This is a genomic window from Klebsiella sp. WOUb02 (assembly GCF_050058015.1).
In the GTDB taxonomy this organism is placed as follows: Bacteria; Pseudomonadota; Gammaproteobacteria; order Enterobacterales; family Enterobacteriaceae; genus Klebsiella.
In genome coordinates, this window is record NZ_CP170110.1 from 443,082 (window position 1) to 469,325 (window position 26,244).

Annotated in this window: 26 protein-coding genes, 2 tRNA genes and 4 pseudogenes; 16 read left to right on the forward strand and 16 right to left on the reverse strand. The window is 54.9% G+C overall.

Annotated features, from left to right (window positions below; genetic code table 11):
* Positions 1 to 307 precede the first annotated feature (307 nt).
* From ABOC21_RS08750 to ABOC21_RS08770, 5 genes are read right to left on the reverse strand one after another with little or no spacing between them, the layout of a single operon-like run.
* The gene (locus ABOC21_RS08750; RefSeq protein WP_426814277.1) at positions 308 to 1,618 is read right to left on the reverse strand and encodes an MFS transporter; all 1,311 of its coding nucleotides are present in this window, start codon (positions 1,616 to 1,618) and stop codon (positions 308 to 310) included.
* Between the two features lie 26 nt (positions 1,619 to 1,644).
* Positions 1,645 to 2,394, reverse strand: coding sequence for an SDR family NAD(P)-dependent oxidoreductase (locus ABOC21_RS08755; RefSeq protein WP_426814278.1), 750 nt, complete (start codon positions 2,392 to 2,394; stop codon positions 1,645 to 1,647).
* A 17-nt stretch (positions 2,395 to 2,411) separates the two neighbouring features.
* On the reverse strand, positions 2,412 to 3,176 hold the full coding sequence (locus ABOC21_RS08760) for an acetoacetate decarboxylase family protein (RefSeq protein ID WP_426814279.1): 765 nt from the start codon (positions 3,174 to 3,176) through the stop codon (positions 2,412 to 2,414).
* Between the two features lie 27 nt (positions 3,177 to 3,203).
* Positions 3,204 to 4,421 (reverse strand): alpha-hydroxy acid oxidase, encoded by a 1,218-nt coding sequence (locus ABOC21_RS08765; protein WP_426814280.1) that lies wholly within the window; start codon positions 4,419 to 4,421, stop codon positions 3,204 to 3,206.
* Positions 4,418 to 5,275: a fumarylacetoacetate hydrolase family protein gene (locus ABOC21_RS08770; protein WP_426814281.1), complete on the reverse strand. Its 858-nt coding sequence runs from the start codon at positions 5,273 to 5,275 to the stop codon at positions 4,418 to 4,420. The genes ABOC21_RS08765 and ABOC21_RS08770 overlap by 4 nt, the downstream gene beginning before the upstream one ends.
* Before the next feature lie 332 nt (positions 5,276 to 5,607).
* Between ABOC21_RS08770 and ABOC21_RS08775 the strand changes: the two genes are divergently transcribed.
* The gene (locus ABOC21_RS08775; protein WP_426814282.1) at positions 5,608 to 6,528 is read left to right on the forward strand and encodes a GntR family transcriptional regulator; all 921 of its coding nucleotides are present in this window, start codon (positions 5,608 to 5,610) and stop codon (positions 6,526 to 6,528) included.
* A gap of 738 nt (positions 6,529 to 7,266) precedes the next feature.
* On the opposite strand, the gene ABOC21_RS08780 is transcribed toward ABOC21_RS08775, so the two are convergent.
* Positions 7,267 to 8,049 (reverse strand): alcohol dehydrogenase, encoded by a 783-nt coding sequence (locus ABOC21_RS08780; protein ID WP_426812794.1) that lies wholly within the window; start codon positions 8,047 to 8,049, stop codon positions 7,267 to 7,269.
* A 160-nt stretch (positions 8,050 to 8,209) separates the two neighbouring features.
* On the opposite strand from ABOC21_RS08780, the gene tnpA reads away from it, so the two are divergent.
* Positions 8,210 to 8,623, forward strand: a complete 414-nt coding sequence (gene tnpA / locus ABOC21_RS08785; protein ID WP_426812793.1) for an IS200/IS605 family transposase — start codon at positions 8,210 to 8,212, stop codon at positions 8,621 to 8,623.
* Positions 8,624 to 8,716: 93 nt separating this feature from the next.
* On the opposite strand, the gene ABOC21_RS08790 is transcribed toward tnpA, so the two are convergent.
* Both ABOC21_RS08790 and ABOC21_RS08795 read right to left on the reverse strand, forming a co-directional pair.
* The gene (locus ABOC21_RS08790; RefSeq protein WP_426812792.1) at positions 8,717 to 8,863 is read right to left on the reverse strand and encodes a hypothetical protein; all 147 of its coding nucleotides are present in this window, start codon (positions 8,861 to 8,863) and stop codon (positions 8,717 to 8,719) included.
* A 74-nt stretch (positions 8,864 to 8,937) separates the two neighbouring features.
* Positions 8,938 to 9,969 carry an IS630 family transposase gene (locus ABOC21_RS08795; protein ID WP_426812791.1) on the reverse strand — a complete coding sequence of 344 codons (1,032 nt, stop codon included), beginning with the start codon at positions 9,967 to 9,969 and terminating at the stop codon, positions 8,938 to 8,940.
* A gap of 104 nt (positions 9,970 to 10,073) precedes the next feature.
* Here ABOC21_RS08795 and ABOC21_RS08800 point away from each other — a divergent pair, with 104 nt between their 5' ends.
* From ABOC21_RS08800 to ABOC21_RS08810, 3 genes and pseudogenes are all read left to right on the forward strand, one after another.
* Positions 10,074 to 10,343: a hypothetical protein gene (locus ABOC21_RS08800; RefSeq protein WP_426814283.1), complete on the forward strand. Its 270-nt coding sequence runs from the start codon at positions 10,074 to 10,076 to the stop codon at positions 10,341 to 10,343.
* Positions 10,344 to 10,349: 6 nt separating this feature from the next.
* The gene (locus tag ABOC21_RS08805; protein ID WP_426814284.1) at positions 10,350 to 10,613 is read left to right on the forward strand and encodes a PTS sugar transporter subunit IIA; all 264 of its coding nucleotides are present in this window, start codon (positions 10,350 to 10,352) and stop codon (positions 10,611 to 10,613) included.
* Positions 10,614 to 10,650: 37 nt separating this feature from the next.
* Positions 10,651 to 11,342 (forward strand): annotated as a pseudogene (locus ABOC21_RS08810) (IS5 family transposase); the annotation flags it as partial.
* 29 nt (positions 11,343 to 11,371) lie between these two features.
* Here the strand turns inward: ABOC21_RS08810 and ABOC21_RS08815 are convergent.
* Positions 11,372 to 12,293: pseudogene (locus ABOC21_RS08815) on the reverse strand (LysR substrate-binding domain-containing protein).
* Between the two features lie 141 nt (positions 12,294 to 12,434).
* Between ABOC21_RS08815 and ABOC21_RS08820 the strand changes: the two are divergent.
* Positions 12,435 to 12,824 (forward strand): RidA family protein, encoded by a 390-nt coding sequence (locus tag ABOC21_RS08820; RefSeq protein ID WP_153257690.1) that lies wholly within the window; start codon positions 12,435 to 12,437, stop codon positions 12,822 to 12,824.
* 547 nt (positions 12,825 to 13,371) lie between these two features.
* The gene (locus tag ABOC21_RS08825; protein WP_426815447.1) at positions 13,372 to 13,830 is read left to right on the forward strand and encodes a quinone oxidoreductase family protein; all 459 of its coding nucleotides are present in this window, start codon (positions 13,372 to 13,374) and stop codon (positions 13,828 to 13,830) included.
* A gap of 53 nt (positions 13,831 to 13,883) precedes the next feature.
* On the opposite strand, the pseudogene ABOC21_RS08830 reads toward ABOC21_RS08825, so the two are convergent.
* The 3 genes and pseudogenes from ABOC21_RS08830 to mtfA form a co-directional block, all read right to left on the reverse strand.
* A pseudogene (locus ABOC21_RS08830) lies at positions 13,884 to 14,000 on the reverse strand (Arm DNA-binding domain-containing protein); the annotation flags it as partial.
* 173 nt (positions 14,001 to 14,173) lie between these two features.
* Positions 14,174 to 14,249, reverse strand: a tRNA-Asn gene (locus ABOC21_RS08835).
* A 100-nt stretch (positions 14,250 to 14,349) separates the two neighbouring features.
* Positions 14,350 to 15,150, reverse strand: a complete 801-nt coding sequence (gene mtfA, locus ABOC21_RS08840) for a DgsA anti-repressor MtfA (protein ID WP_426814285.1) — start codon at positions 15,148 to 15,150, stop codon at positions 14,350 to 14,352.
* Positions 15,151 to 15,240: 90 nt separating this feature from the next.
* Here mtfA and ABOC21_RS08845 point away from each other — a divergent pair.
* Positions 15,241 to 15,330, forward strand: a tRNA-Ser gene (locus tag ABOC21_RS08845).
* A 334-nt stretch (positions 15,331 to 15,664) separates the two neighbouring features.
* On the opposite strand, the gene ABOC21_RS08850 is transcribed toward ABOC21_RS08845, so the two are convergent.
* Positions 15,665 to 16,729: a porin gene (locus ABOC21_RS08850; RefSeq protein ID WP_426814286.1), complete on the reverse strand. Its 1,065-nt coding sequence runs from the start codon at positions 16,727 to 16,729 to the stop codon at positions 15,665 to 15,667.
* A 573-nt stretch (positions 16,730 to 17,302) separates the two neighbouring features.
* Here ABOC21_RS08850 and drpB point away from each other — a divergent pair.
* The 4 genes and pseudogenes from drpB (at position 17,303) to ABOC21_RS08870 (ending at position 20,255) form a co-directional block, all read left to right on the forward strand.
* Positions 17,303 to 17,584 carry a cell division protein DrpB gene (drpB, locus tag ABOC21_RS08855; RefSeq protein ID WP_426814287.1) on the forward strand — a complete coding sequence of 94 codons (282 nt, stop codon included), beginning with the start codon at positions 17,303 to 17,305 and terminating at the stop codon, positions 17,582 to 17,584.
* A 42-nt stretch (positions 17,585 to 17,626) separates the two neighbouring features.
* Positions 17,627 to 18,323 (forward strand): annotated as a pseudogene (locus ABOC21_RS08860) (phosphohydrolase).
* Positions 18,324 to 18,379: 56 nt separating this feature from the next.
* Complete coding sequence (locus tag ABOC21_RS08865; RefSeq protein ID WP_426814288.1) at positions 18,380 to 19,810, forward strand: DNA cytosine methyltransferase; 1,431 nt, start codon at positions 18,380 to 18,382, stop codon at positions 19,808 to 19,810.
* On the forward strand, positions 19,791 to 20,255 hold the full coding sequence (locus tag ABOC21_RS08870; protein ID WP_426815448.1) for a very short patch repair endonuclease: 465 nt from the start codon (positions 19,791 to 19,793) through the stop codon (positions 20,253 to 20,255). Before ABOC21_RS08865 ends, ABOC21_RS08870 begins: the two co-directional genes overlap by 20 nt.
* Position 20,256: 1 nt before the next feature.
* On the opposite strand, the gene yedA is transcribed toward ABOC21_RS08870, so the two are convergent.
* On the reverse strand, positions 20,257 to 21,168 hold the full coding sequence (gene yedA, locus ABOC21_RS08875; RefSeq protein ID WP_426814289.1) for a drug/metabolite exporter YedA: 912 nt from the start codon (positions 21,166 to 21,168) through the stop codon (positions 20,257 to 20,259).
* Between the two features lie 184 nt (positions 21,169 to 21,352).
* Here yedA and ABOC21_RS08880 point away from each other — a divergent pair, with 184 nt between their 5' ends.
* The 3 genes from ABOC21_RS08880 (at position 21,353) to dgcQ (ending at position 24,247) form a co-directional block, all read left to right on the forward strand.
* Positions 21,353 to 22,264, forward strand: coding sequence for a DUF808 domain-containing protein (locus ABOC21_RS08880; protein WP_426814290.1), 912 nt, complete (start codon positions 21,353 to 21,355; stop codon positions 22,262 to 22,264).
* Positions 22,265 to 22,339: 75 nt separating this feature from the next.
* Positions 22,340 to 22,519, forward strand: a complete 180-nt coding sequence (locus ABOC21_RS08885; protein ID WP_426814291.1) for a YodC family protein — start codon at positions 22,340 to 22,342, stop codon at positions 22,517 to 22,519.
* A gap of 60 nt (positions 22,520 to 22,579) precedes the next feature.
* Complete coding sequence (dgcQ, locus tag ABOC21_RS08890; protein WP_426814292.1) at positions 22,580 to 24,247, forward strand: cellulose biosynthesis regulator diguanylate cyclase DgcQ; 1,668 nt, start codon at positions 22,580 to 22,582, stop codon at positions 24,245 to 24,247.
* 327 nt (positions 24,248 to 24,574) lie between these two features.
* On the opposite strand, the gene yodD is transcribed toward dgcQ, so the two are convergent.
* Positions 24,575 to 24,799, reverse strand: coding sequence for a YodD family peroxide/acid resistance protein (gene yodD / locus ABOC21_RS08895; protein ID WP_426815449.1), 225 nt, complete (start codon positions 24,797 to 24,799; stop codon positions 24,575 to 24,577).
* A gap of 133 nt (positions 24,800 to 24,932) precedes the next feature.
* Here yodD and dsrB point away from each other — a divergent pair, with 133 nt between their 5' ends.
* Positions 24,933 to 25,130, forward strand: a complete 198-nt coding sequence (gene dsrB / locus ABOC21_RS08900) for a protein DsrB (protein WP_426814293.1) — start codon at positions 24,933 to 24,935, stop codon at positions 25,128 to 25,130.
* A 33-nt stretch (positions 25,131 to 25,163) separates the two neighbouring features.
* Here the strand turns inward: dsrB and rcsA are convergent, their stop codons facing one another.
* On the reverse strand, positions 25,164 to 25,787 hold the full coding sequence (gene rcsA, locus ABOC21_RS08905) for a transcriptional regulator RcsA (protein ID WP_426814294.1): 624 nt from the start codon (positions 25,785 to 25,787) through the stop codon (positions 25,164 to 25,166).
* Between the last annotated feature and the right edge of the window lie 457 nt (positions 25,788 to 26,244).

The following is a 26,244-nucleotide window of genomic DNA, read 5'->3' on the forward strand; positions in this document are numbered from 1 at the left end:
AGCTGAACGCGTAAGAATTAAGGAAGTAAAAAGCCTGCTCCGTTTCCGGAACAGGCTTTTTTTATGCAGCCGCCAGGCAGAGAAGGAACGAACCTGCTTACCGTGAAGCGCATCAAAGAGTTATGAGGCGCGGCAAGTCGCTACTGGTTAAAATTTGCCCATTCGCCGCTGCGGTCGGTCTCACGGCCTTTGCAGCAATCTGACTCCAGGTTATCCACAGAGTTAAGTAGCCACTTTGTGGACAGACTCGACGCGGTGTGCCCGATGATTTTGCCGGCCGGCGGCAAGGTATCCACCGGTAAAAATATTAATTGTGGCGTAATCCGCTATGTAACGTTTCGCGGTAGGCCAGTGCCGCCGCCAGGCTGGCAACGGCTGCCGCGATAACAAACCACGCGGGAGATTGCAGGTCGCCGGTGCTGCTTACCAGCCAGGTGGCGATAAACGGCGCGGTGCCGCCCAGCAGCGTAACCGGAATATTCAGGCTGACCGACAGGCAGGTATAGCGCAGTCGGGTTGGCATAATCTCCGCCATCGCGCATAGCGCCGCCGCCGAATGGGGTGCGAAAGCCAGACTCATCAGGCACAGGCCCAGCACGGTTTGGTTGAAATGGTTCACATCAAGCAGGTGAAACGCCGGGTAGGTGATCAGGGCTATCGCCAGGGTGCTGACGATCATCAGCGGGCGGCGGCCGACGATGTCGCTCAGCCAGGCGAAACCGGGCAGCAGGCAGCAATAAAATATCAGACTGTATAAATTGGCGCGCTGCGCCTCCGCCAGAGGGAACCCGCGAACCACCGAAAGGTAGGTCGGCGAGTAAATATAGTAGATGTAGATGCAGGCGGAAGGCGCGGCGATCAGGCCCATGCCGATCAATACCGCGCGCCATTCCTGGCGCAGTCCCGCCAGCAGAGGAGCATGTACCGCCTTGGCGGTTTTCTTCACGTTGGCGAAGTGCGGCGTCTCTTCCAGCTTCAGGCGCAAATAAAGCCCGACGAACCCCAGCGGAAGCCCGGCAAGAAAAGGCAGTCGCCAGCCCCAGCTATGCAACGCCTCCGGCGACAGCAGGGCGGTTAGCAGCGAGGCCACGCCGCCGCCGACCAGTAGCGCCAGGCCGATGGTAAAGGTTTGCCAGCCGGTATAAAGGCCGCGTCGGTTGGCCGGGGCGTATTCAGAGATAAACGATGTCGCGCCGCCGTATTCGCCGCCGACGGAAATCCCCTGCACCAGCCGCGCCAGGGTCAGGATGATGGGCGCCGCGATGCCAATCGATTCATAAGTCGGCATCAAACCGATCAGCGTTGTTGAGGCGGCGATCAGCATAATCGCCACCGCCAGCGGCGTTTTGCGCCCGTAGCGATCCCCCAGATGACCAAAGATAATGCCGCCGAGCGGCCGCGAAGCGTAGCTGATAGCGAATACGGCGAACGTTAACAGCAGGCTGGCCGCCTGGCTCTCGGCCGGAAAGAACAGCCGGGCGATAACCGAAGCGAAATAGCCGTAAATCACAAAGTCAAAATACTCAATAAAATTGCCGATACAGGCGGCGACAAGCGCCCGCTTATGTTGCGCAGTGATCCGCGGCGCAAGCTGCGCCGTGATGGCTTTTGAGTTCATGGTATGTCCCTTGTGGTTGTGGGATATCAGGCCACGGTGCTGCCTGCGTCCGTCACCAACGCAGCGCCGTTGATATGGCTGGATTCGTTTGACAGTAAGAAAGCCACCGTATTGGCTACGTCTTCCGGCTTTCCGTAGGGGGCGGCCACTGCGCGCGCAATGCGCTCTCCCTGTGAGCGCTGTGCCGCCATGTGATTAATGTCATCAATCATTGGCGTCTGCGTCGGCCCGGGAAGGACGGCGTTCACCCGAACATGACTGCCGATGCACTCCAGAGCGCTGCTCCTGACCAGACCGAGTACCGCATGTTTGCTGGCGACATAGCCGGACATATTGGCCCGGCCGCGGATCGCGGAAGTGGAAGCGATGGCGACAAAGCTGCCGCCGGCGCACCTCAGCAGCGGCAGGGCGTATTTGAGGCAATAGAAGGTGCCGAGGGTATTGATCTCCAGCACCTGACGGAAGATCTCCGACGGGTAATCCTCAATGGCCTCAACCGAACCGGCGACACCCGCGCTGCTGACAAAACCCTGACAGCCGCCGAATGCCGATAGCGCGGCGTCAACCAGCGCGGCGACATCCTGTTCGTTGCGCATATCTCCCGCGACGCATTGCGGCGTCGCGCCCAGCGCCGCGCATTGTCGGCGGCAATTTTCCAGCGCCGGCAGGGTTCGGTCCGCCAGTACCAGCCGCCATCCGCTGCGGGCCAGTTTGACGGCGACGGCGCACCCGATCCCTCCGCCAGCGCCGGTAATAATGGCTACAGGATTCTTCACGATCGCAGTCTCCGGTTTCAGGGTTGCAGGCGGGCCAGCAACCGGCGGTCTTCAACGGCAAAACCGCCGCCGTAGACGTCCGAGGTCATAAAGTGCGCGCTGAGGACTTCCGGATCCAGCGCGGCAATGGGATCGAACTCGCTGGCATACAGCTTCCAGTCGATGCGACCACGTACCGGGGTGGAGTACTGTAACGGCGTGCGGCGGTACACCACATCGGCATAAGCGGTCGCCAGTTTTTCCGGATCCGGCAGGCGGCGAACGTGGATTTCCCCGCCCGGCTGCTCGGCTTCATCGGTCAGCATGACCAGCGGCGCCGAAGGATCGGGGGTAAAGCTGAAGTCCGCCAGCGGGACATTGCGCCGCCGCACCCAGCCTTCGATTTTGCCGTCCGCCGTTTCATTAAAAGCGTAATGAGTATCTTTTTTGGTGTAGCCAAACAGCTCGCGCCCGGCGCAAATGCCCATCGGATCGCTGCAATACATAAAGATATGCGTCTGAGTAAACAGCGACTGATAGCGCACCGGCACGGTCACCATCAAATCAAACATCTCGCCGCTGTGGACGGCTAGCGTATGGCCCGGCGAGAGCATAAAACGAAACGCGACCCGATCGTTGACCCGTTCGAAGGGCGTATCCCGCAGCAGGGCTTCTATTTTGCCAACTTCCACTCTCGTCACCACCTCCAGGGTGCGCAGCGGGCACTCCCACTCAACCGGGTAGGCCGGGGAGTACGGCGGGTTAACGCCGCTGTTGGCGTGCATTTTATAATCACCAAACATAGATAACGCTCCTTTTAATATTCAGCTTCAGGGTTCAGAGTGCCGCAGCGCCGGGCTGAGGCGAACAGGGTAGGGTGACGAATGGCCCGACGTTAAGGGCCAGGGATAATCGACGATCGTGTCGGGGCTGAGCTGGCCGAGGCTGGTGGCGCCGCACAGCGCCATCGTCGATTCTAATTCTTTGCGTAATATGTCGAGGCACAGCGTGACCCCGTTACCGCCCAGTGCACCGAGGCCGTAGAGAAAGGCGCGGCCAATCATCACGCTGTCGGCGCCCATCGCCAGCGCGCGCGCGATGTCCTGGCCGCTGCGAATGCCGCTATCCATGATGATTTCTCCCTGCCCGGCGACGCTATCGGCAATCGCCGCCAGCACGCTGATGGTGGACGGCGCGCCGTCAAGCTGGCGTCCGCCGTGGTTAGAAACCACGATAGCGTCGGCGCCAGCCTGAAACGCCCGGCGGGCGTCTTCGCCGTCCATCACGCCTTTTACTACCAGCTTGCCGCCCCAGCGCTGTTTCACCCAGTCGATATCCTCCCAGCAGAAGCTGCGATCGAACTGGCGGCTCACCCAGTCGGCAAAACCCAGCGTATCGGTGACTCCCCGGGCGTGGCCGACGATGTTGCCGAATGTCCGGCGCGGCGTTTTCAGCATCGCCGCGCACCAGCGGGGATGGGCGAGCATTCCCAACATCCCGGCCAGCCCCAGCTTCGGCGGCACCGACAGCCCGTTGCGGATATCTTTGTGGCGCTGTCCCTGGATCGGTAAATCCAGGGTTAACACCACCGCGGAACAGCCTGCGGCTTTGGCGCGCTCGATCAGATCGGCGATAAAGGCCCGATCTTTCATCATGTACAGCTGGAACCAGAACGGCCGGGCCAGCTGACTCGCGACATCTTCGATGCTGCAAATACTGACGGTGGAGAGGGTGAAGGGCACGCCGGCGGCAGCGGCGGCGTGCGCGGCCAGGATCTCGCCATCGGGATGTACCATACCGGCAAGCCCGGTCGGCGCCAGGACCAGCGGCAGCGAAGCAGCCTCGCCGAGAATGGCGGTTTGGGTGGTGATATTTTCCACGTTGCAGCCCACCCGCTGGCGAAAATGCAGACGGGTTAAATCGTCGTTATTTTCGCGGTAGGTGGATTCGCTCCATGAACCGCTATCGACATAGTCGTAAAACAGCTTCGGCACGCGCCGACGCGCCAGCTTTTGCAAGTCGTCGAGACTGGTGATGACGGGTTTCATCGCGCTGTCCCGCCGGCGGCGACAAGAAGGTTCCGCTGTTCGCCCAGCCCGCTAATACCGAGGCGGATCTGCTGGCCCGGCTTGAGATAAACCGGCGGCTTAAACCCCATGCCGACCCCGGCAGGCGTGCCGGTGGCGATGATGTCGCCAGGGTGCAGGCTCATAAACTGGCTGATGTAGGCGACCAGCTCGGCGACGCCAAACACCATTTCCCGCGTGTTGCTGTCCTGACGACGCACGCCGTCGACCTCCAGCCATAGATCCAGATTTTGTACGTCGTCAATTTCATCACCGGTGACCAGATACGGGCCCAGCGGCGCAAAGGTATCGGCATTTTTTCCTTTGTCCCACTGCCCGCCGCGCTCTATCTGCCAGGCTCGTTCGGAAACATCATTGAACACGCAATACCCGGCGACGTGCTGTAACGCTTCGCGTTGCGTCAGATTGCGGCCATGCTGCCCAATCACCACCCCCAGCTCCACTTCCCAGTCGACTTTGCTGGCCAGCGGCGGGATGACAATGGGATCGTTCGGCCCGGTGATGGCGCTGGTGACTTTCAAAAACAGAATGGGTTCCGCGGGTAGGGCCATCCCGGCTTCTGCGGCATGGTCACGATAGTTCAGTCCGACGCAAACGATCTTGCCCGGCCGGGCGACGCAGGGGCCAAGACGCGTTGTTGCGGGCACCACCGGCAGTAAATCGAGGGCAGTCGCCTGCAGGCGCTGTAAATTTTCCGCAGTAAGGGTTTCCGCGCTCCAGTCGTCCACCAGCTGGCTGGCATCACGTATCTGCTGATGCGGGTCAACAATCCCCGGTTTCTCTTTACCTGCTTCTCCCCAGCGCACTAGTTTCATCGTTCTCTCATCCTCAAGGTCGTGGATTATCGTAAAACGTACTTTGCATTCAATGTGCATTTAGTTAATGGGAAAGTATTTAAGGTGTCAAAAAAAAGTTAACGAAATGATAAATTGGTCACTATTTGGTCATGTAACGTGAAAGCGATCACAATCAGAAGCAGAGGAATGGCCCGTGCGCAACGGGAATCACTGGACAGTCCCTGTCGCCGTTACAATAATGAACAGCGAAGCACCCGGCGCTTTTCCCGATAACCGTCTAACAGGGCTTGAAAATATTAACTATGTCAGGATCGACGGACAGACACTCTTTGCAAGATCGCGCCTTTCAATTGCTGAAAACAATGATCGATGATGGTCGTCTCTCGCCCGGTGAAAAACTGCTGGAAGCGCATGTGTCGAAAGCGTTCGGCATCAGCCGCTCCCCGGCGCGCTACGCGCTGCGTAAGCTTTGCGAGCAGCAGCTGATTCTGGAAGTTCAGGGGCGCGGTTACGAGGTTGCCGGTAAACGCAACGCGCAAAGCGTCCCGCAGCATGCGACGCTGGATGAGATCAAAATCCCGGCGGTGGCGCGTTGGGAAGGTATGTATAACCAGCTGGAGCAAACCATTTGTACCAGCGTGATTTTCAACTCTGTGCGCATTATCGAAGAAAGGGTGGCGGAGCATTTTCACGTCAGCCGCACCGTTGTACGCGACGTGCTCGCCCGCATGCACAGCGTGGGGCTGGTGAGTAAAGAGGCGTCGGGTCGCTGGATAGCGCCGCAGGTGACGCCGGAAAAAACGCACCACCTCTATGAAATTCGCTGGCTGCTGGAGCCGCAGGCTTTGCTCCAGGCCGCGCCGAGGGTGCCGGAAAGCTATTTGCGCCAGGCCAGAGAGCGGGTCGTGCAATCGCTGGACGGGTTTCCGCGTGAAGGCTTTGATACCGATGTCGTCGAAAACGACTTGCATGTTACGCTGCTATCCTGGTGCCCGAACGTCGAGATTTTACAGGTGCTGGCGCGCACGAGAAATTTGTTTGTGCCTACCCGCTATCTCTTCGATCCGGTGCTGCATATTCCTGTTTCTTTGATTGAAGATGCGCTGAAAGAGCATCTGTGCATTTACGATCTGTTATTGAACCATCAGCCGCAGGCGGCTGCCGAGGCGCTTTGCTCGCATTTGCAGCAGGCGGACGAACGCTGGTTAAAACGTTTCAGTAGTAAACTTCAGCCTGAACTGCAAATACCCGATTATCTCATGCCGCTGTGATAAGCCGCTCCGTGGCTTATCGTTTCCTGGCGGATGGCTCCGTCAATATGGATAATCTGAGCGTATCGGCTGCTCAAACTACTGAACCCTTGAATATATCCTGCTTACTGCCGGCGAACTTTGTATTTGATAATCCGGTCTCCACTGAGAGACAGTATCCATTCGAGTTGTGGTACGTAACGAAAGATTTTTCGTACTCCTGGCCGTTACAGAAACCCATCGCTCACTCTGCGTCATCCCGCTATATCCGCGGTGATAAAGCAATTCCATTCCCCCGACAGCGGTACCTCACTATCCTTGTCAGCGTACAGATACCGATATTTTTAGCGTTTTCTCTCCTTATATTCTCATTTAATGTGAAACTTATCACAAAATCAGCACGCCATTTTTTGGAAAACATAGCCATTTCCTGAAAAAAAGAAAGATAAAACAAAATTCAATTAAAACATTGTGTTGTGGATTTTCTCTGCAAAGATTCCTGTTTTATAAGTGATGTACATCACATTTTTTCGTCTTTTTTTAACCTATCAATAGCTATACCCAATTAACTTCAAGTTGCAGGATGGTAGTGCGTAAACAACTTATACACATGATACTTCAAGTTGCAGTTTGTTAAGTTCATTCCCTTATATTAATCATTCACTCTGTAACTGATTAAGGATTTGGTGCATGGCCGCCTTTTAGCAAAGCAGATTTTTGGATTTCTTTATTCAATAAAACCAAATCCACCTCAACCCGCTACACTACCGCAACATATTTTATGCCATTGTTATTCTCTTTTAACGTTTCAAGCGTCTGTGGAATGTCATCAAACGCAACGGTTTGAATAAACGGCATAATCAACTCGCAGCGACCGATCTGTTGCAGCATGTTTTCGCCGGCTTGACGTAACCGACTCCACTGTACATTGCTACCGTATGCATGAATGGCTGCCAGAGCAATTTCATGAAGCGAGATACTGGTCGTGAACGGTGGTAATGGCGCTTTTTCCAATCTGTCCTGAATACATACAAGATGGCCGTAATAACCCAGTAATCCCGCCAGAGATAGTGCATTTTGCTGATTGACGGTATCGAAAGCAGCGTACAGCGGTTTTTCGCCCAGTGCGCGATTCAACTCATCTGTCCATGACCTATGGCCATAGTCAAAGCACTGGATGACCCCATGGTTGAGCAATTTTTGATGATGCCTGCCGCTGGCGGTGACATAAACATTAGCGCCTGCCTGAATAAGCATCTGTGTTAACAGGCTGCCAGCACTACCACCGGCACCGCTGACAAGCACGTTCTCACCAGAGAGATGAGGGACTTTTTGCACTGCCTGCCAGGCCGTCAGACCCGGGCAGGGTAACGCTGCCGCGCTGATATCACTGATATGCTCGGGAACAGAAATAACTGCATGAGCGTTGACTATTGTATGGCGGGAAAAACTGCCGTCGAATCGAAGATCGGTATGGTACATTACCCGAGAACCAAGGCGCAGATGCGTGGCGTTTCGGCCTGTGGCGGCTATGACACCCATACCATCTACACCTGGGATTTGGTCAATTTGCCAGATATCTGATAGACCATTCAGTAATTAAATCCGGTAAACCCCCGGCATTGCCGGGGGACTCCGAAAGGTTTGACCTTTAAGTCAGTCGCGCGAATCTGAAATCTCCGCCAAGAGATGAGGATTCGTGATGAGAGACTATCAGAGCTTAAGCCATACGAAATGGGACTGTAAATATCACGTGGTTTATATCCCTAAACGCCGGAAACAGCGGTTATATGGTGCGCTGCGGCATGAGTTGGGAAAAATATTCCACGAGCTTGCGAGCCAGAAGGGCTGTCAGATTTTGGAGGGGCATCTGATGCGTGATCATGTCCACATGTGCATCAGCATACCGCCAAAGTACTCGGTATCGACAGTCGTCGGCTATCTGAAGGGAAAAAGCGCGATAGCGATAGCACGACACTTCGGCAGAGGTAAAAACTTCACCGGAGAAGTTTTCTGGGCACGAGGATATTTCGTTTCAACCGTTGGTTTGGATGAAGCCACGGTCAGGGCATACATACGCAACCAGGAGAGAGAGACGAACGATACGATCAAATGAAACTGAACGTATAGCAGCCGCCTTGGGCGGCTCATGGTTTGTCGGCGCCTTTGAGGCGCTCCCCCTAAAGCCTCCGGCTCTGCCGGAGGATACTTACTTCCAGTCTACAGGATTGATGCCAATAGCCCGATTCTCAATCAGCACCTGATCATCGCCAGGTTCCTGTAAGACTTTTTCGTGGCGAACAAGCAGGAGTGGAGATACTTGTTTTTTCCACAGAAAGGCTTCGGTTTCTATCATTGATCAGTCCTCTGGTTTTGGTGAAAGGACAAATTAAACAGCGCCTGAGCGTGAATACAATTTCATTTACCCAATCATACCGAAGATGCTGGTCTGAGTGTCTGGAAATTATCGTTAATCCGACAGGTCAGTTGCCCGGCTATCACTGGCAGGGTATCGCTGAAAAATCCGTTTATTGCCGCCCGGAAGGCCTTCGCCGTGGCAAAATACCGGTTGTTCCGGGCATGCTCATTCATGACCTTCCACAACCGCTCAATCGGATTCAGATTCGGGCTGTAAGGAGGCAGGTAGTGCAGTTCAATATTCATCACCACCGCCCAGTCCTGCACCAGTGAGGCACGGTGATACGGTGCACCATCCAGTATAAGATGCACTTTCTGCCTGACCGGGTAAGTCTGCCGGATAGCGATGAAAAACTCACAAATGGTTCTGGCATTAATCTGCGCATAATCGCAGGTCACTGTCCGGGCGATGTCGTTCAGGCTGAGTGCCCCGATGATATTCATCCGGGTACGGCTGCCGGTGGTTTTAACCGCTTTGCGCTCACCCCGGCGTATCCAGCCACCACTCAGTTTCGTTGACTGCGTGGGATGCACCGCATCCATAAACAGGATGGGTTCGCTGTCACCCGCCGTCAGCTTCAGAGCCTCATATTCAGCCATGAACTGCTGCTGTTTTTCTTCGCTGAACTTATGCGGGACGCCCGTCGGCTTTTTCCATGAAAAACCATTGCGGTGAAGCCACTTGTTCATCCCCGGAATGGAGTAAGACACACCGAAACGCTCGCTGACGAGGGCAACAATACTGGCTGTACTCACATGTACGTCATCGGTCAGCAAACAGATTAACTCTGCTGAGTGCGCAGAACTGAGATGCTCCTGAGAACCACCGTTTTCAGAGGTCAGCTTACCCTCATCAAGATAATCCGCGATATGGCGCAGGACGGTGGTCTCATGGATAAGCTGGGACTGCGCAATCATGGTCGTTGACCAGCCCTGAGCAGAGAGGAGTACGCAGCGAATTCTGTCGCAGACACGGCGGTCACGGCTTAGGCGGTGCTGAGCCTCAAGGGCTGCAATCTGTTCGGGTGAGAGTCTGATGTTCATGAATTAAGCATGATCCCCTGACTGCATGAAATCAAGCAGTTTCAATGATCACGGGTATAGCTGTTCTCCCCAGGCAAAAACGTAATAAATAATCAGGAGGCGATATGTTTTCATCATTAAAAAAATTATTTAATTCCGCAGAGCCGCAGGGGGATAATCATGACACCGAGGCTGAGGGAATTATGCAGGAACTATCACAGTTAGAAGCCGCTTTGGCGGAAAATCCGACGGATAACTCGACGCAAAAAATTCTTATGGTGAAATATAACCAGGCTGTCAAAGCTTACGCCGCCAGTAAGCGTTACAGAAATTGTGTTGATGATGTTTTTGTTAAAATTGATGAGTTAAGGAACACTATTCGCAAAAATATATGAGGTGGTATGGGTATTAAAGATTTTCTCTCTGAGAACCAGTGTGTTCAGATCGGTATTAATGTCGATTCATGGGATGAGATAATCGAAATAGTGGCGCAGCCATTAATTGTAGGTGGATTTGTCACTAGCGATTATCCTAAAGCAGTAATTAATAATACAAAGGAGTATGGTGCCTATTATGTCTTTGATGAAGGTATTGCTATTCCTCACGCCAGACCTGAGTGTGGGGTAATAAAGAACTGTTTTAGGCTGTGTCCCGTAATCACCTGAGCTATAGTAACTGTCTGTTTCCACAACATATTAAACTATGGCTCGCTACGACATTCCCGATGAAGCATGGACTATCATCCAACCCTTTCTGCCAGCGTCTGCCTCTCCACAGGCCGGGCGTCCGTGGGCGGAGCATCGTATGATCATCAACGGCATGTTCTGGGTGCTGTGTTCAGGTGCACCATGGCGTGATTTACCTGAACGGTACGGCCCATGGAAGACCGTTTATAACCGCTTTAACCGATGGTCAAAATCGGGTGTGATTAACATTATTTTCAACAAGTTACTTTCAGCTCTGGATGCACATGGCCTCGTGGACTGGTCGGCCACTGCACTGGATGGCAGCAATATCCGGGCGCTGAAATGTGCTGCCGGTGCGCAAAAAAACAACCCGATATCACCGGAGATAATGGGCTGGGTCGCTCTCGCGGTGGTTTTGGCACCAAAATTCATCTGGCGACAGACGGAAGTGGTCTGCCGTTAAACATCGTACTGAGTCCCGGTCAGGCTCACGAAAGCCAGTTTGCACAACGTCTTCTGGACGGTATCGGTGTTCAGCGCCAGAACGGAAGTATCAAGCGCCGTGGTCATGCAGTACTGGCTGATAAAGCCTACTCCGGACATGCGTTACGTAACGAACTGAAAAGAAGAGGGATAAAAGTTGTCATCCCGCGTAAATCCAATGAAAAAATGGCCACAGATGGTCGTTCACCACTCGATCGTGAATCGACGCTGATGAGAGAATGGCTGGGATGGCGTTACTTATTGTTGGAATGAGGGGCATGCTGCTGCATCAATTCAATGATCCAATCAATAAAAACTCGCAGTTTGGCGTTGACGTGGCGGTTCGGCGGAAATGCCAGGTACAGGGGCATGGGATTAATACGCCATTGTTCAAATAACGGAATCAAGGATCCACGAGTCTGATGCGCCGCCGCCATATAGGTTGGCAGCGCAATCACGCCCAATCCAGCGAGTCCGGCGGCAAGGTAAGCATTGCCATCATCCACGGCAAGTACGTAGCTGCTCTTGATTTCAATATGTTCCCCCTCACAGTGCAGGACCAGAGGATCAATCTTACCGGTGCTTGAGGACAAAAATCCCACTATGCGATGGTCGGTGTTTTCCAGCTCTTGCGGGCGCGCGGGGGCGCCAAGGCGTGCCACATAACTCGGCGCGACGTACACGCCGATTTGCAAATCACCAACGTGGCGGGCGATCAGGGACTGGTCGTTGATTTCGCCCCCGCGCAGGACGCAATCCACGTTGTCGCCGATCAGGTCCACCACTCGGTCGCTCACGCCCATGTCGAACTGGATATCAGGGTAGCACGCATGGAAAGCCGGTAGCGCCGGCACCAGGACGAGGCGGGCCAGCGGACTGGGCACATCCACCCGCAGCCGTCCCCTGGGCGTAATCGCCGCACTGGACAGGCTGTTTTCAGCATCTTCCATGTCCGCGAGCAGGCGGATGACGCGTTCGTAGTAGACCGCGCCATCGGGAGTGACGCCGAGCTTGCGGGTGGTGCGATGGAGCAATTTGACGCGCAGACGCGCTTCCAGTCTGCTGGATGAGCTGCGTCACCGTGGTTTTGCTCATATGCAGCGTTTGGGCAGCTTTTGTGAAGCTACCGGCCTCCACCACGCGTGCAAAGGCGCGCATCGCATCGAAACGATCCATTCCTTATCCTCTCTTTTCACCGATTGTTTGGATTTTACAAACAATGATGAACAAAGTCGCTTGTTTATCCCGCCGATCCAGCACCTGTAAAGTGTCTTTATGTTCACCGGGCAGATTTCGCCCCCTTGCAAAGGTATAAACATGACAGCACGCGAAGCAGTTTTTCCCTTCGGTCGGCAGGCGCTCTATGAGCGCAATCGCTATTCACCGGCCATCAAATCTAACGGTTTCCTGTTCGTTTCGGGGCAGGTGGGTAGCCGCGAGGATGGTTCGCCTGAACCGGATCTAAAAGCGCAGATCGGGCTGGCATTCGATAATCTGAATGCTGTTCTCGCGGCTGCGGGCTGCACATTCGGTGACGTGGTTGACGTCACCCTCTTTGTCGTCGATCCCGAGTCGAACCTCGACGCTATCTGGAGTGTCCTGCCAGAATATTGGGGGGAAGCGCCTTACCCCACTTTGACCGGGGTCGGCGTGACCTGGCTTTACGGATTCCAGTTTGAGATTAAGGTGGTTGCCCGGCTGCCCTAAGCGTTACGGCGCCAGGTGGCCAGGCGACGGCGAGCGGCGGTTGTGACTGCCGATCGGTCAGAGAGACGGAGGAAAACTTGTGAAAGCAGCGGTTTATGACGCGGAAGGCGCTCCCGGCGTCCTGAAATATATCGATATCCCCGAGCCAGTCGCCGGGCCTGACGATGTCCTGATTGCTGTCGAGGCTATCTCGATTGAAGGGGGAGACCTCATCAACCGCCGTTCAGCGCCGCCGCGGGCAGGGTGGTTGCCGTCGGAGCGAACGTCCGTAGCCGCGCGGTGGGGGACAGAGTCACGGCTTTTAACATACAGGGGTCACATGCGGAACGTTGGGCCGTGCCCGCGGAACGAACATGGCGGATACCAGATGGGGTGGATGCGGTAGACGCGGCGGTGTTACCGATCTCCTTTGGCACCGCGCATCATTGCCTTTTCACACGAGGCATGCTCCGGCAGGGAGAAACCGTCCTTATTCAGGCGGCAGACTGGCGGCGTGGGTCTCGCAGCCGTTCAGCTTGCCTCGCAGGCGGGCGCGACGGTTATCGCTGTGGCAAGCGGAACGCAGCGAAGAAGTCGGTTGCTTGAACTTGGCGCCGACTATGTCGTGGATCGTGCAGCGAATGACGTCGTGGACAGTGTCCGACAGTTCACCCACGGCGCCGGCGTGGACCTCGTCATCGATCCTGTGGGGACGACGTTACCTGCTTCGCTTTCTGCACTCGCTCCGGAAGGACGTCTGGTCTTCGTCGGTAATGCGGGCGGCGGCAGCCTGACTGTCGACCTGCGGCCGCCAATGCAGTCTAATCAGACGCTTATGGGGGTATTCATGGGCCCCCTTTTTGAAAGACCCGGAGTTCGGGCAAGCGTGGACGACATGTTGCAGGCCGTAGCTGCAGGGCGCATCAGGGTTGTCATCGATCGTATATTCCCCCTGGCCAACGCTGCCTCCGCCCACGAATTCGCCGAGACGGCGAAACCGCTTGGCCGTGTCGTTATGAAGCCATGAGGCGCGTTGGGGAATGCGGTCAGGAAACAGGGGCCGCATTCAATTCAGCTGGGATACCCGTGACGCGAACCGCCGGGATTAACTAAAAGATATAAACCGTGAGAATCGGAAGCTTTGAAGGGTTTTGCGGATGGCTTTAAGTTGCGGATTTTGGAATCGTTAAGAGACATTTGGAGAGACCCCAAATCTGACCACCAATTTTTCCCGATGCGGAGGGAAAACTAAAAAACATCGGGAAGAGTTTTCACGCTGGCCTATTGAATCAGAATCACATAAGGATTCGCAGAGAGGTATGAAAAAACCAAAAGCCCGCTTAAGTTTCCTTAAGCAGGCTTTTTAAATTTGGCTCCTCTGACTGGACTCGAACCAGTGACATACGGATTAACAGTCCGCCGTTCTACCGACTGAACTACAGAGGAATCGTGTGAACGAGGCGCATACTACTGGCCTTGCATTTTTGTGTCAATACTAAATTTAACTAGCTGATTCAGATGGCTAAATTTAGCTCAGCTCGTTGTTTTAGTGCACAATTCGCGCGTCGTCCGCGTCCTGCTCTTCATTATCACGTAATCTTTGCAGCGGGTCCTGGCGGTAAAAGTGGCAAAAACGCTGCCAAAGCGCCGGAAAACGCGGGGCGAACAGCTCGGGGGCGCTAAAGAAATATTCTGACAGCACGGCAAAACACTCTGCCGGGTCGGTTGCGGCGTAGGCATCAATACTGGCGGCGCTCTCGCCGACCAGATCAATCTCATCCTGAATGTTGTTCATGGCCGCGTGGAGATCGTGTTCCCAGCCGGCGACCTCGCGTAACGGTATGAGCGGTACGCCGCTGGCGCGATCGCCGTTGCGGGTATCAAGCTTATGCGCCACTTCGTGTACGACGAGGTTAAAACCAGATGCGTCGAAGGAGTCCTGAATATCCAGCCAGTTAAGAATAATGGGCCCCTGCTGCCAGCTTTGTCCCGATTGCACAACCCGTTGGTTATGCACCAGGCCAATATCATCTTCCCACTCATCATCGACGACGAACGGGGCGGGGTAGATCAGCACCTCGTGGAAACCGTCCAGCCACTCAATGCCGAGCTCGAGGACCGGCAGGCAAAACAGCATCGCGATGCGCGCGCTTTGTAGCGGAGTGAGCTCCAGCCCCTGCAGGGCAACCAGGCGTTTTTGCTGTAAAAAGCGCGCCGCCATCTGTACAAGCTGCTGCTGCTCCTGCGTGGACAGGTTGGCTAAAACGGGGATGGCAAGCGCTTGCTCCCACGGTATTTGCGCACTGCCGGACTCTTCATTTGCTTTCCAGGGCCATTTAAACATCATATTGCTCGCAAAGTCGTCACTTGAACGTAATTAAAGAGACAGGAGCTATTAAAATGCCAAAGAACCTGGCATTATAGCAACCTCTACAGCGGAGAGATGCCGGAGCGGCTGAACGGACTAGTCTCGAAAACTAGAGTAGGGGCAACTCTACCGGGGGTTCAAATCCCCCTCTCTCCGCCACTTCAACTTCTATCTATCTGATTCAAAAATCCTTTAATCAAATTCCTGTTGTTCAGAATTCCGTTACCTGTGCCATCTGATGTCGGCTCCTGCTGGACGGGATTGAACGCTTCTCACGCCTCATAAGCTATCACTTAGCGATTGTTCAAGGTAGAAGTTTGCCAGTATCTCCTTCATTTTGTGAGCTAAGTCGTGTGACGTTATCCGCGGTCGCGCTCATTTAAAAATGTGCCACCGTCGGCGATTGCGCATTAGGCCGTCTCCGAATTTGCTGTCGGGCGGCGGCCAACAAAAAAAAGCCCGCACGAGGCGGGCTTAGGTAGGTGAGGCGGCATCAGAACTGATAGGTGATGCCGAGCGCGAACTGATTATCAGTCGCCGCGCCGGTGACAACGCGGTCTTTCTCATCGAGAAGATTGAACTTATAGGCGGTGTAGACGTTGAAGTTTTTGTTGAAGTAGTACCAGGTACCCAGCTCAACGTAGTTCATGATCTCTGCGTTGCCGCGCCTGTCGTTGCCGAGATCCTGACCCTTCGCGTAGACGTAGCCCAGGGAAGGGCGCAGACCGAAGTCGAGCTGGTACTGCACGACGGCTTCAACGCTCTGCGTTTTATTGGCGATGAGGCCATTTTCCATCGGCAGCATATTGCGTGATTCGGCATACATAACGGCCGTATACAGGCTATTGGCATCATATTTCGCCGCGATACTCCAGACCTCCGCCGTTTCACCTTTACCGTCGGCGGTCTGTTCGTCCGTACGGTCGGAATTACCGTAGGCGGCGGCAAAACCAAATCCGTCGAGGCTGTAGTCAACGGACATGCTGTAGCCGTCGCCGTTTGCTTTCAGACGATCGCGGTTGGTATTTTTACCCTGGTACTGGAGAGCAAAGTTCAGCCCATCGGACAGGCCAAAAAAGTCGGTATTGCGGTAGGTGGCGACGCCGTTGGCTCGGCCGGTCATAAAGTTATCGGTATGCACCAGACCGTCTCCGCCCCACTCAACCAGCATATCCGTGTAGCCTGCGGCGTCGTATACCACCCCGTAGTTGCGGCCATAATCAAATGAGCCGTAACTGGCGTATTTTAAACCGGCAAAGGCCAGACGGGTCGCGCTGCCCTGATCGCCTTCTGGCCGGTTAGCTTTCATATTGTACTCAAACCGACCGTAGCCGATCAGATCGCTGTTGATCTGCGTTTCACCCTTAACGCCGAACCGCGCGTAGGAGGTGTCTTCAGAGTTGCGATTGCCTTCGTCGGTATCGGTCATAATATGCTCGCCGACCATTTTGCCGTAAAAATCGACTTTATTACCGCTCTTATTATAGATTTCCGCTGCGCTAGAGGCCCCAGAGATTAATAAGGACGACACCAGAATTGCCAGTGCTTTTCTTTTCATTATATATTCCCTTTTATTTATAATTAATGTGAATGTCAACGAGTCTTGCTGAAATGCAAAATAGATACTATCTGCGAAGGTTCATTTTTATTTAAATTAAAAATGTAATTAAATTATATATAATATTGCAAAATGTTTCATTTTAATTCTTTATATTAATATTTTATCGTTCATTGTTGAGTCATTGATCTTATTTATTGTCTTTTATAACAGTGAGTTATTTGTTTATTTGAGAGGTTCACGTTCATTATAAAATTTATAATGTTTATGTTTAATCGCTTCATACAAGTTCGGGTGATAATTATCCATCATGGACGCTGAATTATTTCGTGGAAGAATAGTCGGCATTGAAAAGAGATTAAATCGAGCGTTGTCGGGAATAATATGCCGGCGTGATTGGGCATATTATCGATCGGGAGTAGATAAGAGGCGCTGCGGACGACCTTGATTCGTCGAGCGTACTTCACCCGAGGTTACGGGTGCCTGATGGCAAACTTCGCTGTATAATGTGATTTTAATCACATTTTTCATTTTAAGGTGACGTTTCGTTACTGAAGAAAGGAGAGCAGTTGAATGGAAGAGAAAGCGAAACGGAGTCCCGCCGGGAAGCTGGCGCTATGGGCGTTTTACGCCTTCTGCGGCTATTTCCTGTGGGCGATGGCGCGCTACTGGTGGGTTGTCGGACATATTCAAAGCCTGCCAGGCGCGGGCGTTGACGGGGATCTGGGTTCGACGACGGGGAAATGGCTGGGCGCGCTGCTGGGCTTTCTTGTCCTCGGCATCGTTGGGTTAGCCCTTGGGGCCATCGCCTGGTATACGCGGCCTGATAGCCGGAGATATGAACATCAGGATTAAAGTTGCTATGCTCGCAGCCTACCTTCTCTCAAAGGAACGCGTATGGAACTGGTTGACTGGCAGCAACGATTTGAAACCTGGCTGATAGAGCATCATTCGCAGGGCGACTCCGCGCACGACATTTCGCATTTTCGTCGCGTGTGGGGCACCGCCCAGCGGTTGGCCGCTGGCCGGCAGGTTGACCGTCTGGCGATCCTCACCGCCTGTTACTTTCATGACATTGTGAGCCTGCCCAAAAACCACCCCGACCGCAGCCGCTCATCGGTGATGGCGGCGAAAAAGACGCAAAGCATTCTGCAGTCGTCTTTTGCCGATTTTCCCGTCGACCGCTATCCTGCCGTGCTGCACGCCATTGAGGCGCATAGCTTCAGCGCCGGTATTCCTCCCCTCAGCGAAGAGGCGAAGATTGTCCAGGATGCCGACAGGCTCGAGTCCCTGGGCGCGATTGGCCTGGCGCGCGTTTTCGCGGTTTCCGGCGCGCTGAATAATATCCTGTTTGACGCTGACGATCCTTTTGCCGACCGGCGCAGTCTGGACGATCGCACCTATGCGCTGGACCATTTCCAGTGCAAGCTGCTGAGCCTGCCAAAAACGATGCAAACCGATGAAGGAAAAGCGATGGCGGAACACAACGCCCGCTTCCTGGTGCAGTTTATGGCGAAGCTCAGCTCAGCAGCTGCAGGGTGATCCCACCGCGCTGGATGAGGCGGTTTTGCGCCGCTTTGATCCACAGGCTTAAAACTGCCTGCGCTATTTGTGGTAATCTCTGCGAAAAGTGTCCAGCTGGTTGAGGTTATGCCGCAAAATTTATCTAAGGAAAATCCCCCGTCTCTGCCGGTCACGCAGGCCGGGGAAGATGCGCAGGCGTTATTGCGCCAGCTGATGGCAATATATGATGTGAAAACGCTGGTAGCGCAGCTGGTGGCCGTCGGCGAACAGCACTGGAGCCCGGCAATACTCAAGCGCGTCGCGACGGTGCCCCGGGCGGCCGGCCGCCTGGGCCAGCGGGAGATCGCGCATCTGGCATCGCTGCTGCCGCAGCCGCCTGCTCATCATCCGAAGTACGCTTTTCGCTTTGTCGATCTGTTCGCCGGTATCGGCGGCATCCGCAACGGCTTTGAAGCCATCAACGGGCAGTGCGTTTTCACCAGCGAATGGAACAAGCACGCGGTGCGCACCTACAAGGCGAACTGGTATTGCGACCCCGAGCAGCATCGCTTCAATGCCGATATCCGGGATATTACCCTCAGCCATCGTCTCGATATCAGCGACGATGAGGCCGCGCGACACATTCGCGACGCCATTCCTCAGCATGATGTGCTGCTGGCCGGCTTTCCCTGCCAGCCTTTCTCCCTCGCCGGGGTGTCGAAGAAGAACGCGCTTGGGCGCGCCCACGGCTTTGCCTGCGAGACGCAGGGCACGCTGTTTTTCGACGTCGTCAGGATTATCGCGGCGCGACGGCCGGCAATCTTTGTTCTGGAAAACGTCAAAAACCTGAAGAGCCACGATAAGGGGCGAACGTTTAGCATCATTATGCAAACCCTCGACGAACTGGGCTATGAGGTCTCTGATGCCGGACATAGCGGGGCGGACGATCCCAAGGTTATCGATGGCCGCAACTTCCTGCCGCAGCACCGGGAACGCATCGTGCTGGTTGGCTTTCGTCGTGACCTGCAGCTGCACGATGGGTTTACCCTGCGCGATATCTCCGCGCTTTACCCGACCCAGCGCCCGACGTTTGGCGATCTGCTTGAGCCGACGGTGGATGCCAAATTTATTCTGACCCCGGTGCTGTGGAAGTACCTCTATCGCTACGCGCGTAAGCATCAGGCGCTGGGCAACGGTTTTGGCTATGGGTTAGTTGACCCACGCAATCCGCATAGCGTGGCGCGCACGCTGTCGGCTCGCTACTACAAGGATGGTGCCGAAATTCTTATCGACCGCGGCTGGGATCGCGCGCTTGGCGAAAAGGACTTTGACGACCCGCAAAACCAGCAGCGGCGCCCGCGTCGACTCACGCCCCGAGAATGCGCGCGGCTGATGGGCTTTGAGGCCCCGCAGGGATACCGTTTCCGCATTCCCGTTTCCGATACTCAGGCCTATCGCCAGTTCGGCAACTCGGTGGTGGTGCCGGTGTTTGCCGCCGTCGCCAGGCTGCTGCAGCCGCGAATTGCGCAGGCGGTGGCCCGCCGCGATCCCGAGGATGATGATGGACGTTCACGATAAAGCCACCCGCAGTAAAAATATGCGCGCCATCGCTACGTTCGATACGGCGATAGAAAAACGCCTGGCCGGGCTGCTCACGCAGGCCGGTTTTTCTTTTACCGCTCAGGAGGCCGCGCTGCCGGGGCGCCCGGATTTTGTGGTGAACGATTACCGCTGCGCTATCTTTGCCCACGGCTGCTTCTGGCATCATCATGACTGCTACCTGTTCAAGGTCCCGGCAACCCGCACGGCGTTCTGGCTGAAAAAAATCGACGGCAACGTGGCGCGGGACCGGCGGGACGAGGCGCTGCTGCTCGAGCAGGGATGGCGGGTACTGATCGTCTGGGAGTGCGCGCTACGCGGACGGAAAAAGCTCAGCGACCAAGCGCTTAGCGAACGTCTGGAGGAGTGGATCTGCGGCGGCGGAAGCCGCGCGCAGATTGATACGCAGGGAATCGGGCCGTAGCCTACTTTTCAACCTTACAGGGCGCTACTTCGCTGCGGGCGGGAAACAGATACTTGCCGAGCGTCACCAGCACGACCGCAAAAATAATGATGCCGAGGGCCGTCCACTCGGTCAGCGACAGGCTCTCTCCGGCGAACCCGGTTCCTAATAACACGGCGACCACCGGGTTAACGTAGGCATAGCTGGTGGCAACGGCGGGGGTAACGTTACGGATCAGGTACATGTAGGCGTTAATGGCAATCAGCGAGCCGAATATGGCCAAATAGGCGACGGCAAGAATCCCCGACCATGAGGGCATCTGGGTGAGCTTTTCGCCGGTCAGAGCGGAGGCGAGCAGCAGCACAATTCCCGCCGCGAGCATCTCAATTGCGCCGGCCATCATGCCGGTCGGAAGCTCAATTCTTGAACCATAGACCGAACCAAACGCCCAGCTCATGGAGCCGATCAGAATCAGCAGCGCGCCCCAGGGGTTGCCGCTTAAATTACCGCCGCTATTGAGCAGGATAATGCCCGCCAGGCCGATGGCGATGCCCAGCCACTCGATTTTTCGCGTGGCGATACCGAAAAAGCGGCTAAAGCACAGGGTAAACAGTGGGACGGTGGCGACCATCACCGCCGCAATACCGGAAGGCACGTGCTGGTGCTCTGCCAGAGTGACGAAGCCGTTGCCAACGGCAAGCAGCAAAATACCGATCAGCGCCGCGTTGAGCAGCGGTCTGCGCGCCGGGATCCTGTGTCCGGTAGCCAGCAGGTAGGCGATCAGCAACCCTCCGGCAGAAAGGAAGCGAATACCGGCCATCATCAGCGGGGGCCAGCTGGCAACGCCAATGGCGATGGCAAAGTAGGTGGAGCCCCAGATGATATATAGCGCAAACAGCGCCCCGATAAGCGGTAATAACTGACGGGTAGACATACGTCCTCACGACGGAACAAAAACAGGAAGGAGGCATATAGTAAACGTGAAAACTACCTCGCTGGCGAGCGCTTTAATTACCCGGTGATTGTTAATTTTTTGTTGACTATTTGCTTTGCTGGGCGAGAGGCCGATTTTGCCCCATACTCTATGTTTAATAACCATAAAATGAAGGAATAGTATTTTGGCGGGAAGTAGTCTTTTAACCTTACTGGACGATATTGCCACGCTGCTCGACGATATTTCCGTTATGGGTAAGCTGGCGGCGAAGAAAACGGCAGGCGTGCTCGGGGACGATCTTTCCCTCAACGCCCAGCAGGTGACCGGCGTGCGGGCGAACCGCGAGCTTCCGGTGGTCTGGGGGGTGGCGAAGGGGTCCCTGGTCAATAAAGTGATCCTGGTGCCGCTGGCGCTATTAATCAGCGCCTTTATTCCGTGGGCGATTACGCCGCTGCTGATGCTTGGCGGGGCCTTCCTCTGTTTTGAAGGCGTCGAAAAGGTGTTGCATAGCGTGCAGGCCCGCAAACATAAAGAGGACCCGCAGGCCCGGCAGCAGCGCCTGGAGGCGCTGGCTGAACGCGACCCGCTGGCCTTTGAACGCGATAAGGTGAAAGGCGCCATTCGTACGGACTTTATCCTCTCCGCCGAAATTGTCGCTATCACCCTCGGCATCGTGGCGGACGCGCCGCTGTTAAACCAGATTCTGATCCTTTCCGGGATCGCCATTCTGGTGACCGTTGGCGTATATGGCCTGGTGGGAATTATCGTGAAGCTGGACGATATGGGCTACTGGCTGGTGGAGAAAGGCGGCGTGCTGGCCCGGTGGCTCGGTAAAGGTCTGCTGGCGGTGGCGCCTCGTCTGATGAAAGTGCTGTCGATTGTCGGGACGCTGGCGATGTTCCTCGTCGGTGGCGGCATCGTGGTTCACGGCATAACTCCGCTGCACCACGCAGTGGAAAATCTGGCCAGCGGCATGTCCGGCTTCGCCGCTTCGCTGCTGCCGACCGGCGTAAACCTGGTATTGGGTTTCATCATTGGCGCCGTGGTGCTGGCGGGCGTGAAGGCCATTTCCGGACTTCGTCGCGCGGCAAAGTAAATCCGCCGGCGGTTATGCAAAATGTCGCAGCTTCGTCTAAGGTGAAACAGTTTCTCCCGGATTACGGAGCGAAAAATGGTCTGGTCCATCAGCGATGAAGTAAGGCGGAAAAACGGCGGGCCGCGCATGGTTGTCACCGGTTTTGCTAACGGCATGGTTGAATGCCGCTGGTATGACGGTTATGCCGTTAAGCGTGAGGCGTTCCGTGAAGATGAATTGGTTCGTGGGGGAGGGGGCGCAGAACAGGTCTCCTGAACCCAATAACGCCCGGTTTATACCGGGCGTTTGTGTCTATGATGGTACTGCGAGAGAGCGATGAATAAGCCGCCGTGGGGGAGAAAACTGCGCCGCCTTTTGAGCCCGGGACATGTGGTTAATTTTTGTTTTGTCGTGGTGTTCTTTTTTTCTACGCTGCTGATATGGCGGGAAATAATGGTGCTGGAGGAGGCGTATGTCGATAACCAGCGCAATAATCTTGAAAACGTCGCCCACGAAATGGACGGCCTGCTGCAGTTTAATATCGACCGGATGATCTTTTTCCGCAACGGCATGCAGTCGGCGCTGGAGACGCCGTTAGATTTTACGATCCTGCGTAACGCCGAGCAGGAGTACATGAGCAGACGCCATGAAGCGATATGGTCGGTGGCGTTACACAACCGGCGTACGCTACCGGTCTACGGCGTATCCGATACTTTTGTCGACAGCGCGAATATCCTGTCCCGCGACAACACCCTCGCCGGCAACGAGCTGATGGCCACGCTTGAGCTGGGCTACCTGCTGCGGCTGGCCAATAATAACCGCGGCTTTACCGAGCGCATGCTGTACGTATCGCGCAGCGGCTTTTTTATCAGCACGGAGACGCTAAAGAACAGCGGCCAGGCGCTGGCGCTGTACGGCGATGCCACCCGCTCCCCGTGGTTTACCCGCCAGGCCCAGCGGACCAATCCCGGGCGCGGCGTAGTCTGGCAAACCTTCCCTGAGGAGGGCTCTCTGCGCGATGCCCAGGTGGTGACCGCCTCCGTACCGCTGGATTTCTGCCACTCCTGGCACGGCGTGCTGGCCATGGACTTCTCCGTTCGCGAAATGAAGGACTTTCTGATGCGCGCCGCAAAGGGCGGGCAGGACGGGGAGTATCAGCTGTATGACAGCCGGCTGAACCTGATTGCCTCTTCCGCACCGGGCAATGTGCTCACTCTGCTTTCGCCCCGCGAGCAGGAGAGGCTGCGCCACGCCTTCTCGTACGACAACAGGGGCAACCTGCGCCTGCTAACCCGCTACATCAGTTGGGAAAAGCTGCATAATTTTGATGGCGTCCTGCTGCGTATTCACACTCTTCAGGAGGGCGTCCGCGGTGAGTTTGGATCGATTACCATCGCGCTGATGCTGATGTGGCTGCTGTTTACCTGCCTGCTATTTATCTCCTGGCTGGTTATTCTGCGCATGGTGCGCAATATGAGCGTGCTGCAAAAGTCGCTGGAGTGGCAGGCCTGGCACGACGCCCTAACGCGGCTGTTAAACCGCGGCGCGCTGTTTGAAAGAGCCATTGCCGCCGCCGGAGAGTGCGAGCGCGGGAGGCGCCCGCTCGCGGTTATCCAGCTCGATCTGGATTACTTCAAGCGGGTTAACGACCAGCATGGCCACCAGTCCGGCGATCGGGTGCTGTCTCTGGTCGCCGGTACGATAGCCAGCAGCATCCGCGAAGGCGATCTCGCCGGGCGCGTGGGCGGGGAGGAGTTTTGCGTGGTTATGCCGGATACCACGCTGCAGGAGGCGGTTGCGATAGCCGAGCGTATCCGCGTTCGCATCAACGGCCGTGAAATACTGCTCTGCAACAGTACGAGCCTGCGCATCAGCGCCTCACTGGGCGTCAGCTGCAGCGAGGATTCCGCGGAGGTTAACTTTGAAAACCTGCAGTCGATCGCCGATCGCCGGCTCTATCTCGCGAAACAGAATGGCCGAAACCAGGTCTGTTTTGCCGGATGAGCGTCGGGGCTGGCCGTCGTCATCCGTTTGCGGCGGTACGGCCATCTCCTGATATGAGATTTTTCTTAAATGAGAGGGCGGGATTAAGCGTGACTCATGGCGCAGCGCTATCGACGAAGCCTTATGCTGCCCGGGTTATTCAACACCCTGAAATCATTAGACGCATTTCTCAATTATTTTCTGCATCAATTGCTCTTGTCATGCAAAATAATTGAGGATAATGTTTTCCGGGCATCGGATCTCCCGGTGTAACGAATTTTCAAGTGCTTCTTGCATTAGCAAGTTTCATCCCGACTCCTGCGAGTCGGGATTTTTTTTCGCCTGCGCCTAGCGGTTGACTTCGGTGACGCTAAAGTCATGGATATCGAGCTCAAAGGCTTCCGCTAGCTCGCGCCAGGTATGGTAATCGCGACCATCAATGCTCACGTGATGGGGATCGTCGCGAGCGCGCTGCACTTCGCTTTCGCTAATCTCATTAATGGCCGCCAGCAGGGCGTCAACATTGACGCCACCCCCGCCGCTAGCCAAATTGCTCTCTTTGGCGGATTTCATCATCGCTACCTCGCTTGGCTCCAACAGTGCCTTTTCAAGTATAGACGGTCTATAAAAACGCCGCTCATCGGGCGGGACGCTGCGCATTCGGCGGTTTTGTTCTACACTGGCTCAAAAATAGAGGAGACGAGTTATGCAGGTGAACGATCGTGTCACGGTGAAGACCGACGGTGGCCCACGTCGATCGGGGGTAGTACTGGCAATAGAGTCGTTTAGCGAAGGAACAATGTATCTGGTTTCGCTGGAAGACTATCCGCTGGGGATCTGGTTTTTCAACGAGAAAGGGCATCCGGACGGCGTCTTTGTGGAGAAAATCGACGAGTCTGTCTGACAGCAGAACTGGCGGTTGCTGCCGCCAGTTCTTTCATCGCATGTTGACGTAAATCCCGGAGGTAATGTTTTCCGTCAGACGCACAATATGGTAAATCACCTGTTTATTGTGAGTCTGGATTTTCTTTTTAATATTGCCTTTATGCGACGACACGGTCTTAGCCTTGATGTTCATCTGCGTCGATATTTGCGATGTCCCGTGTCCGGCCATCCACATTTGCAGCATATTTGATTCGGCCCTGCTCAATGACAGCGTGGGTATATTGATGCGTTCAGCACTGAAGCCATCGTATTTCAGATGATTACCCAGAATGCCATCAAGGTCTTTCGGCGTAAGCGACTTCGAGCTAATAAGTAAGTTTTTACGCACCAGCAGGTAGTGATCAAAATGAACGTTAGCCAGCGCCATAAAGATGATAAATAGCGTGCCGGGATAGTCCGTAATGATTTGTCGGATAAGCTGATTACTCTCTTCGTTATGAATAAAACAATCTTCGTTGAGAAACACCACCGCCGGGCGGGATGATTCACAGCTCTCCTTCAGGCTCGCCGCCGTTTGCACTTCGCTGATGTCACGCTTTCTTATTCCTCGGCTTGTCAGATACCCGGTTAATCCCAGTCGCGTGTAGCTGCACAAATCCATGATAATCGTTGACATGACCCATCCTCAATCAACACGTAACGATAATTCATCCTTCGCCGGTAAGCGCGATGAAGTCCATTTAAGTGGGTAATAAAACAAGGTACCGTGTTGAAACCATTAAGTAACCTGAACTATTCCGTAATATTGCCTATAATTTGCCAGGAATACTCCCAAAGTACAGGCGTGCATCATGTTACGTCGGGGAATTAAAAGCAAAAACTTCCAGTTACAGATATGCTTGCTGGCCCGGAGTTATTCTTTTTTCGGATTATCCTTATGCTGTCTGGATAAATTCTCACCTCACCAATATGTCATTTCATCAAGAATATTAATTAATGCCTGAATAAACCATTCCGTCATTTAGCGGCACGGGCGATTGCTCCGGATAGACCGCCGTCGGGTGCCGTTTTTCGCTCGCAGCAAGAGTGGTGGCAGGCTTAACGCTTTAATGCCACAATACTTTTTTATCGGT

What these genes read in the sequence shown, in the direction of transcription:
- ABOC21_RS08750 (WP_426814277.1), bottom strand. Translation starts at nt 1,618, where the DNA reads ATGAACTCAAAAGCCATCACGGCGCAGCTTGCGCCGCGGATCACTGCG.
- ABOC21_RS08760 (WP_426814279.1), bottom strand. Translation starts at nt 3,176, where the DNA reads ATGTTTGGTGATTATAAAATGCACGCCAACAGCGGCGTTAACCCGCCG.
- ABOC21_RS08765 (WP_426814280.1), bottom strand. Translation starts at nt 4,421, where the DNA reads ATGAAACCCGTCATCACCAGTCTCGACGACTTGCAAAAGCTGGCGCGT.
- ABOC21_RS08770 (WP_426814281.1), bottom strand. Translation starts at nt 5,275, where the DNA reads ATGAAACTAGTGCGCTGGGGAGAAGCAGGTAAAGAGAAACCGGGGATT.
- ABOC21_RS08780 (WP_426812794.1), bottom strand. Translation starts at nt 8,049, where the DNA reads ATGGGTGTCATAGCCGCCACAGGCCGAAACGCCACGCATCTGCGCCTT.
- tnpA (WP_426812793.1), top strand. Translation starts at nt 8,210, where the DNA reads ATGAGAGACTATCAGAGCTTAAGCCATACGAAATGGGACTGTAAATAT.
- ABOC21_RS08790 (WP_426812792.1), bottom strand. Translation starts at nt 8,863, where the DNA reads ATGATAGAAACCGAAGCCTTTCTGTGGAAAAAACAAGTATCTCCACTC.
- ABOC21_RS08795 (WP_426812791.1), bottom strand. Translation starts at nt 9,969, where the DNA reads ATGAACATCAGACTCTCACCCGAACAGATTGCAGCCCTTGAGGCTCAG.
- ABOC21_RS08800 (WP_426814283.1), top strand. Translation starts at nt 10,074, where the DNA reads ATGTTTTCATCATTAAAAAAATTATTTAATTCCGCAGAGCCGCAGGGG.
- ABOC21_RS08805 (WP_426814284.1), top strand. Translation starts at nt 10,350, where the DNA reads ATGGGTATTAAAGATTTTCTCTCTGAGAACCAGTGTGTTCAGATCGGT.
- ABOC21_RS08820 (WP_153257690.1), top strand. Translation starts at nt 12,435, where the DNA reads ATGACAGCACGCGAAGCAGTTTTTCCCTTCGGTCGGCAGGCGCTCTAT.
- mtfA (WP_426814285.1), bottom strand. Translation starts at nt 15,150, where the DNA reads ATGATGTTTAAATGGCCCTGGAAAGCAAATGAAGAGTCCGGCAGTGCG.
- ABOC21_RS08850 (WP_426814286.1), bottom strand. Translation starts at nt 16,729, where the DNA reads ATGAAAAGAAAAGCACTGGCAATTCTGGTGTCGTCCTTATTAATCTCT.
- drpB (WP_426814287.1), top strand. Translation starts at nt 17,303, where the DNA reads ATGGAAGAGAAAGCGAAACGGAGTCCCGCCGGGAAGCTGGCGCTATGG.
- ABOC21_RS08865 (WP_426814288.1), top strand. Translation starts at nt 18,380, where the DNA reads ATGCCGCAAAATTTATCTAAGGAAAATCCCCCGTCTCTGCCGGTCACG.
- ABOC21_RS08870 (WP_426815448.1), top strand. Translation starts at nt 19,791, where the DNA reads ATGATGGACGTTCACGATAAAGCCACCCGCAGTAAAAATATGCGCGCC.
- yedA (WP_426814289.1), bottom strand. Translation starts at nt 21,168, where the DNA reads ATGTCTACCCGTCAGTTATTACCGCTTATCGGGGCGCTGTTTGCGCTA.
- ABOC21_RS08885 (WP_426814291.1), top strand. Translation starts at nt 22,340, where the DNA reads ATGGTCTGGTCCATCAGCGATGAAGTAAGGCGGAAAAACGGCGGGCCG.
- dgcQ (WP_426814292.1), top strand. Translation starts at nt 22,580, where the DNA reads ATGAATAAGCCGCCGTGGGGGAGAAAACTGCGCCGCCTTTTGAGCCCG.
- yodD (WP_426815449.1), bottom strand. Translation starts at nt 24,799, where the DNA reads ATGAAATCCGCCAAAGAGAGCAATTTGGCTAGCGGCGGGGGTGGCGTC.
- dsrB (WP_426814293.1), top strand. Translation starts at nt 24,933, where the DNA reads ATGCAGGTGAACGATCGTGTCACGGTGAAGACCGACGGTGGCCCACGT.
- rcsA (WP_426814294.1), bottom strand. Translation starts at nt 25,787, where the DNA reads ATGTCAACGATTATCATGGATTTGTGCAGCTACACGCGACTGGGATTA.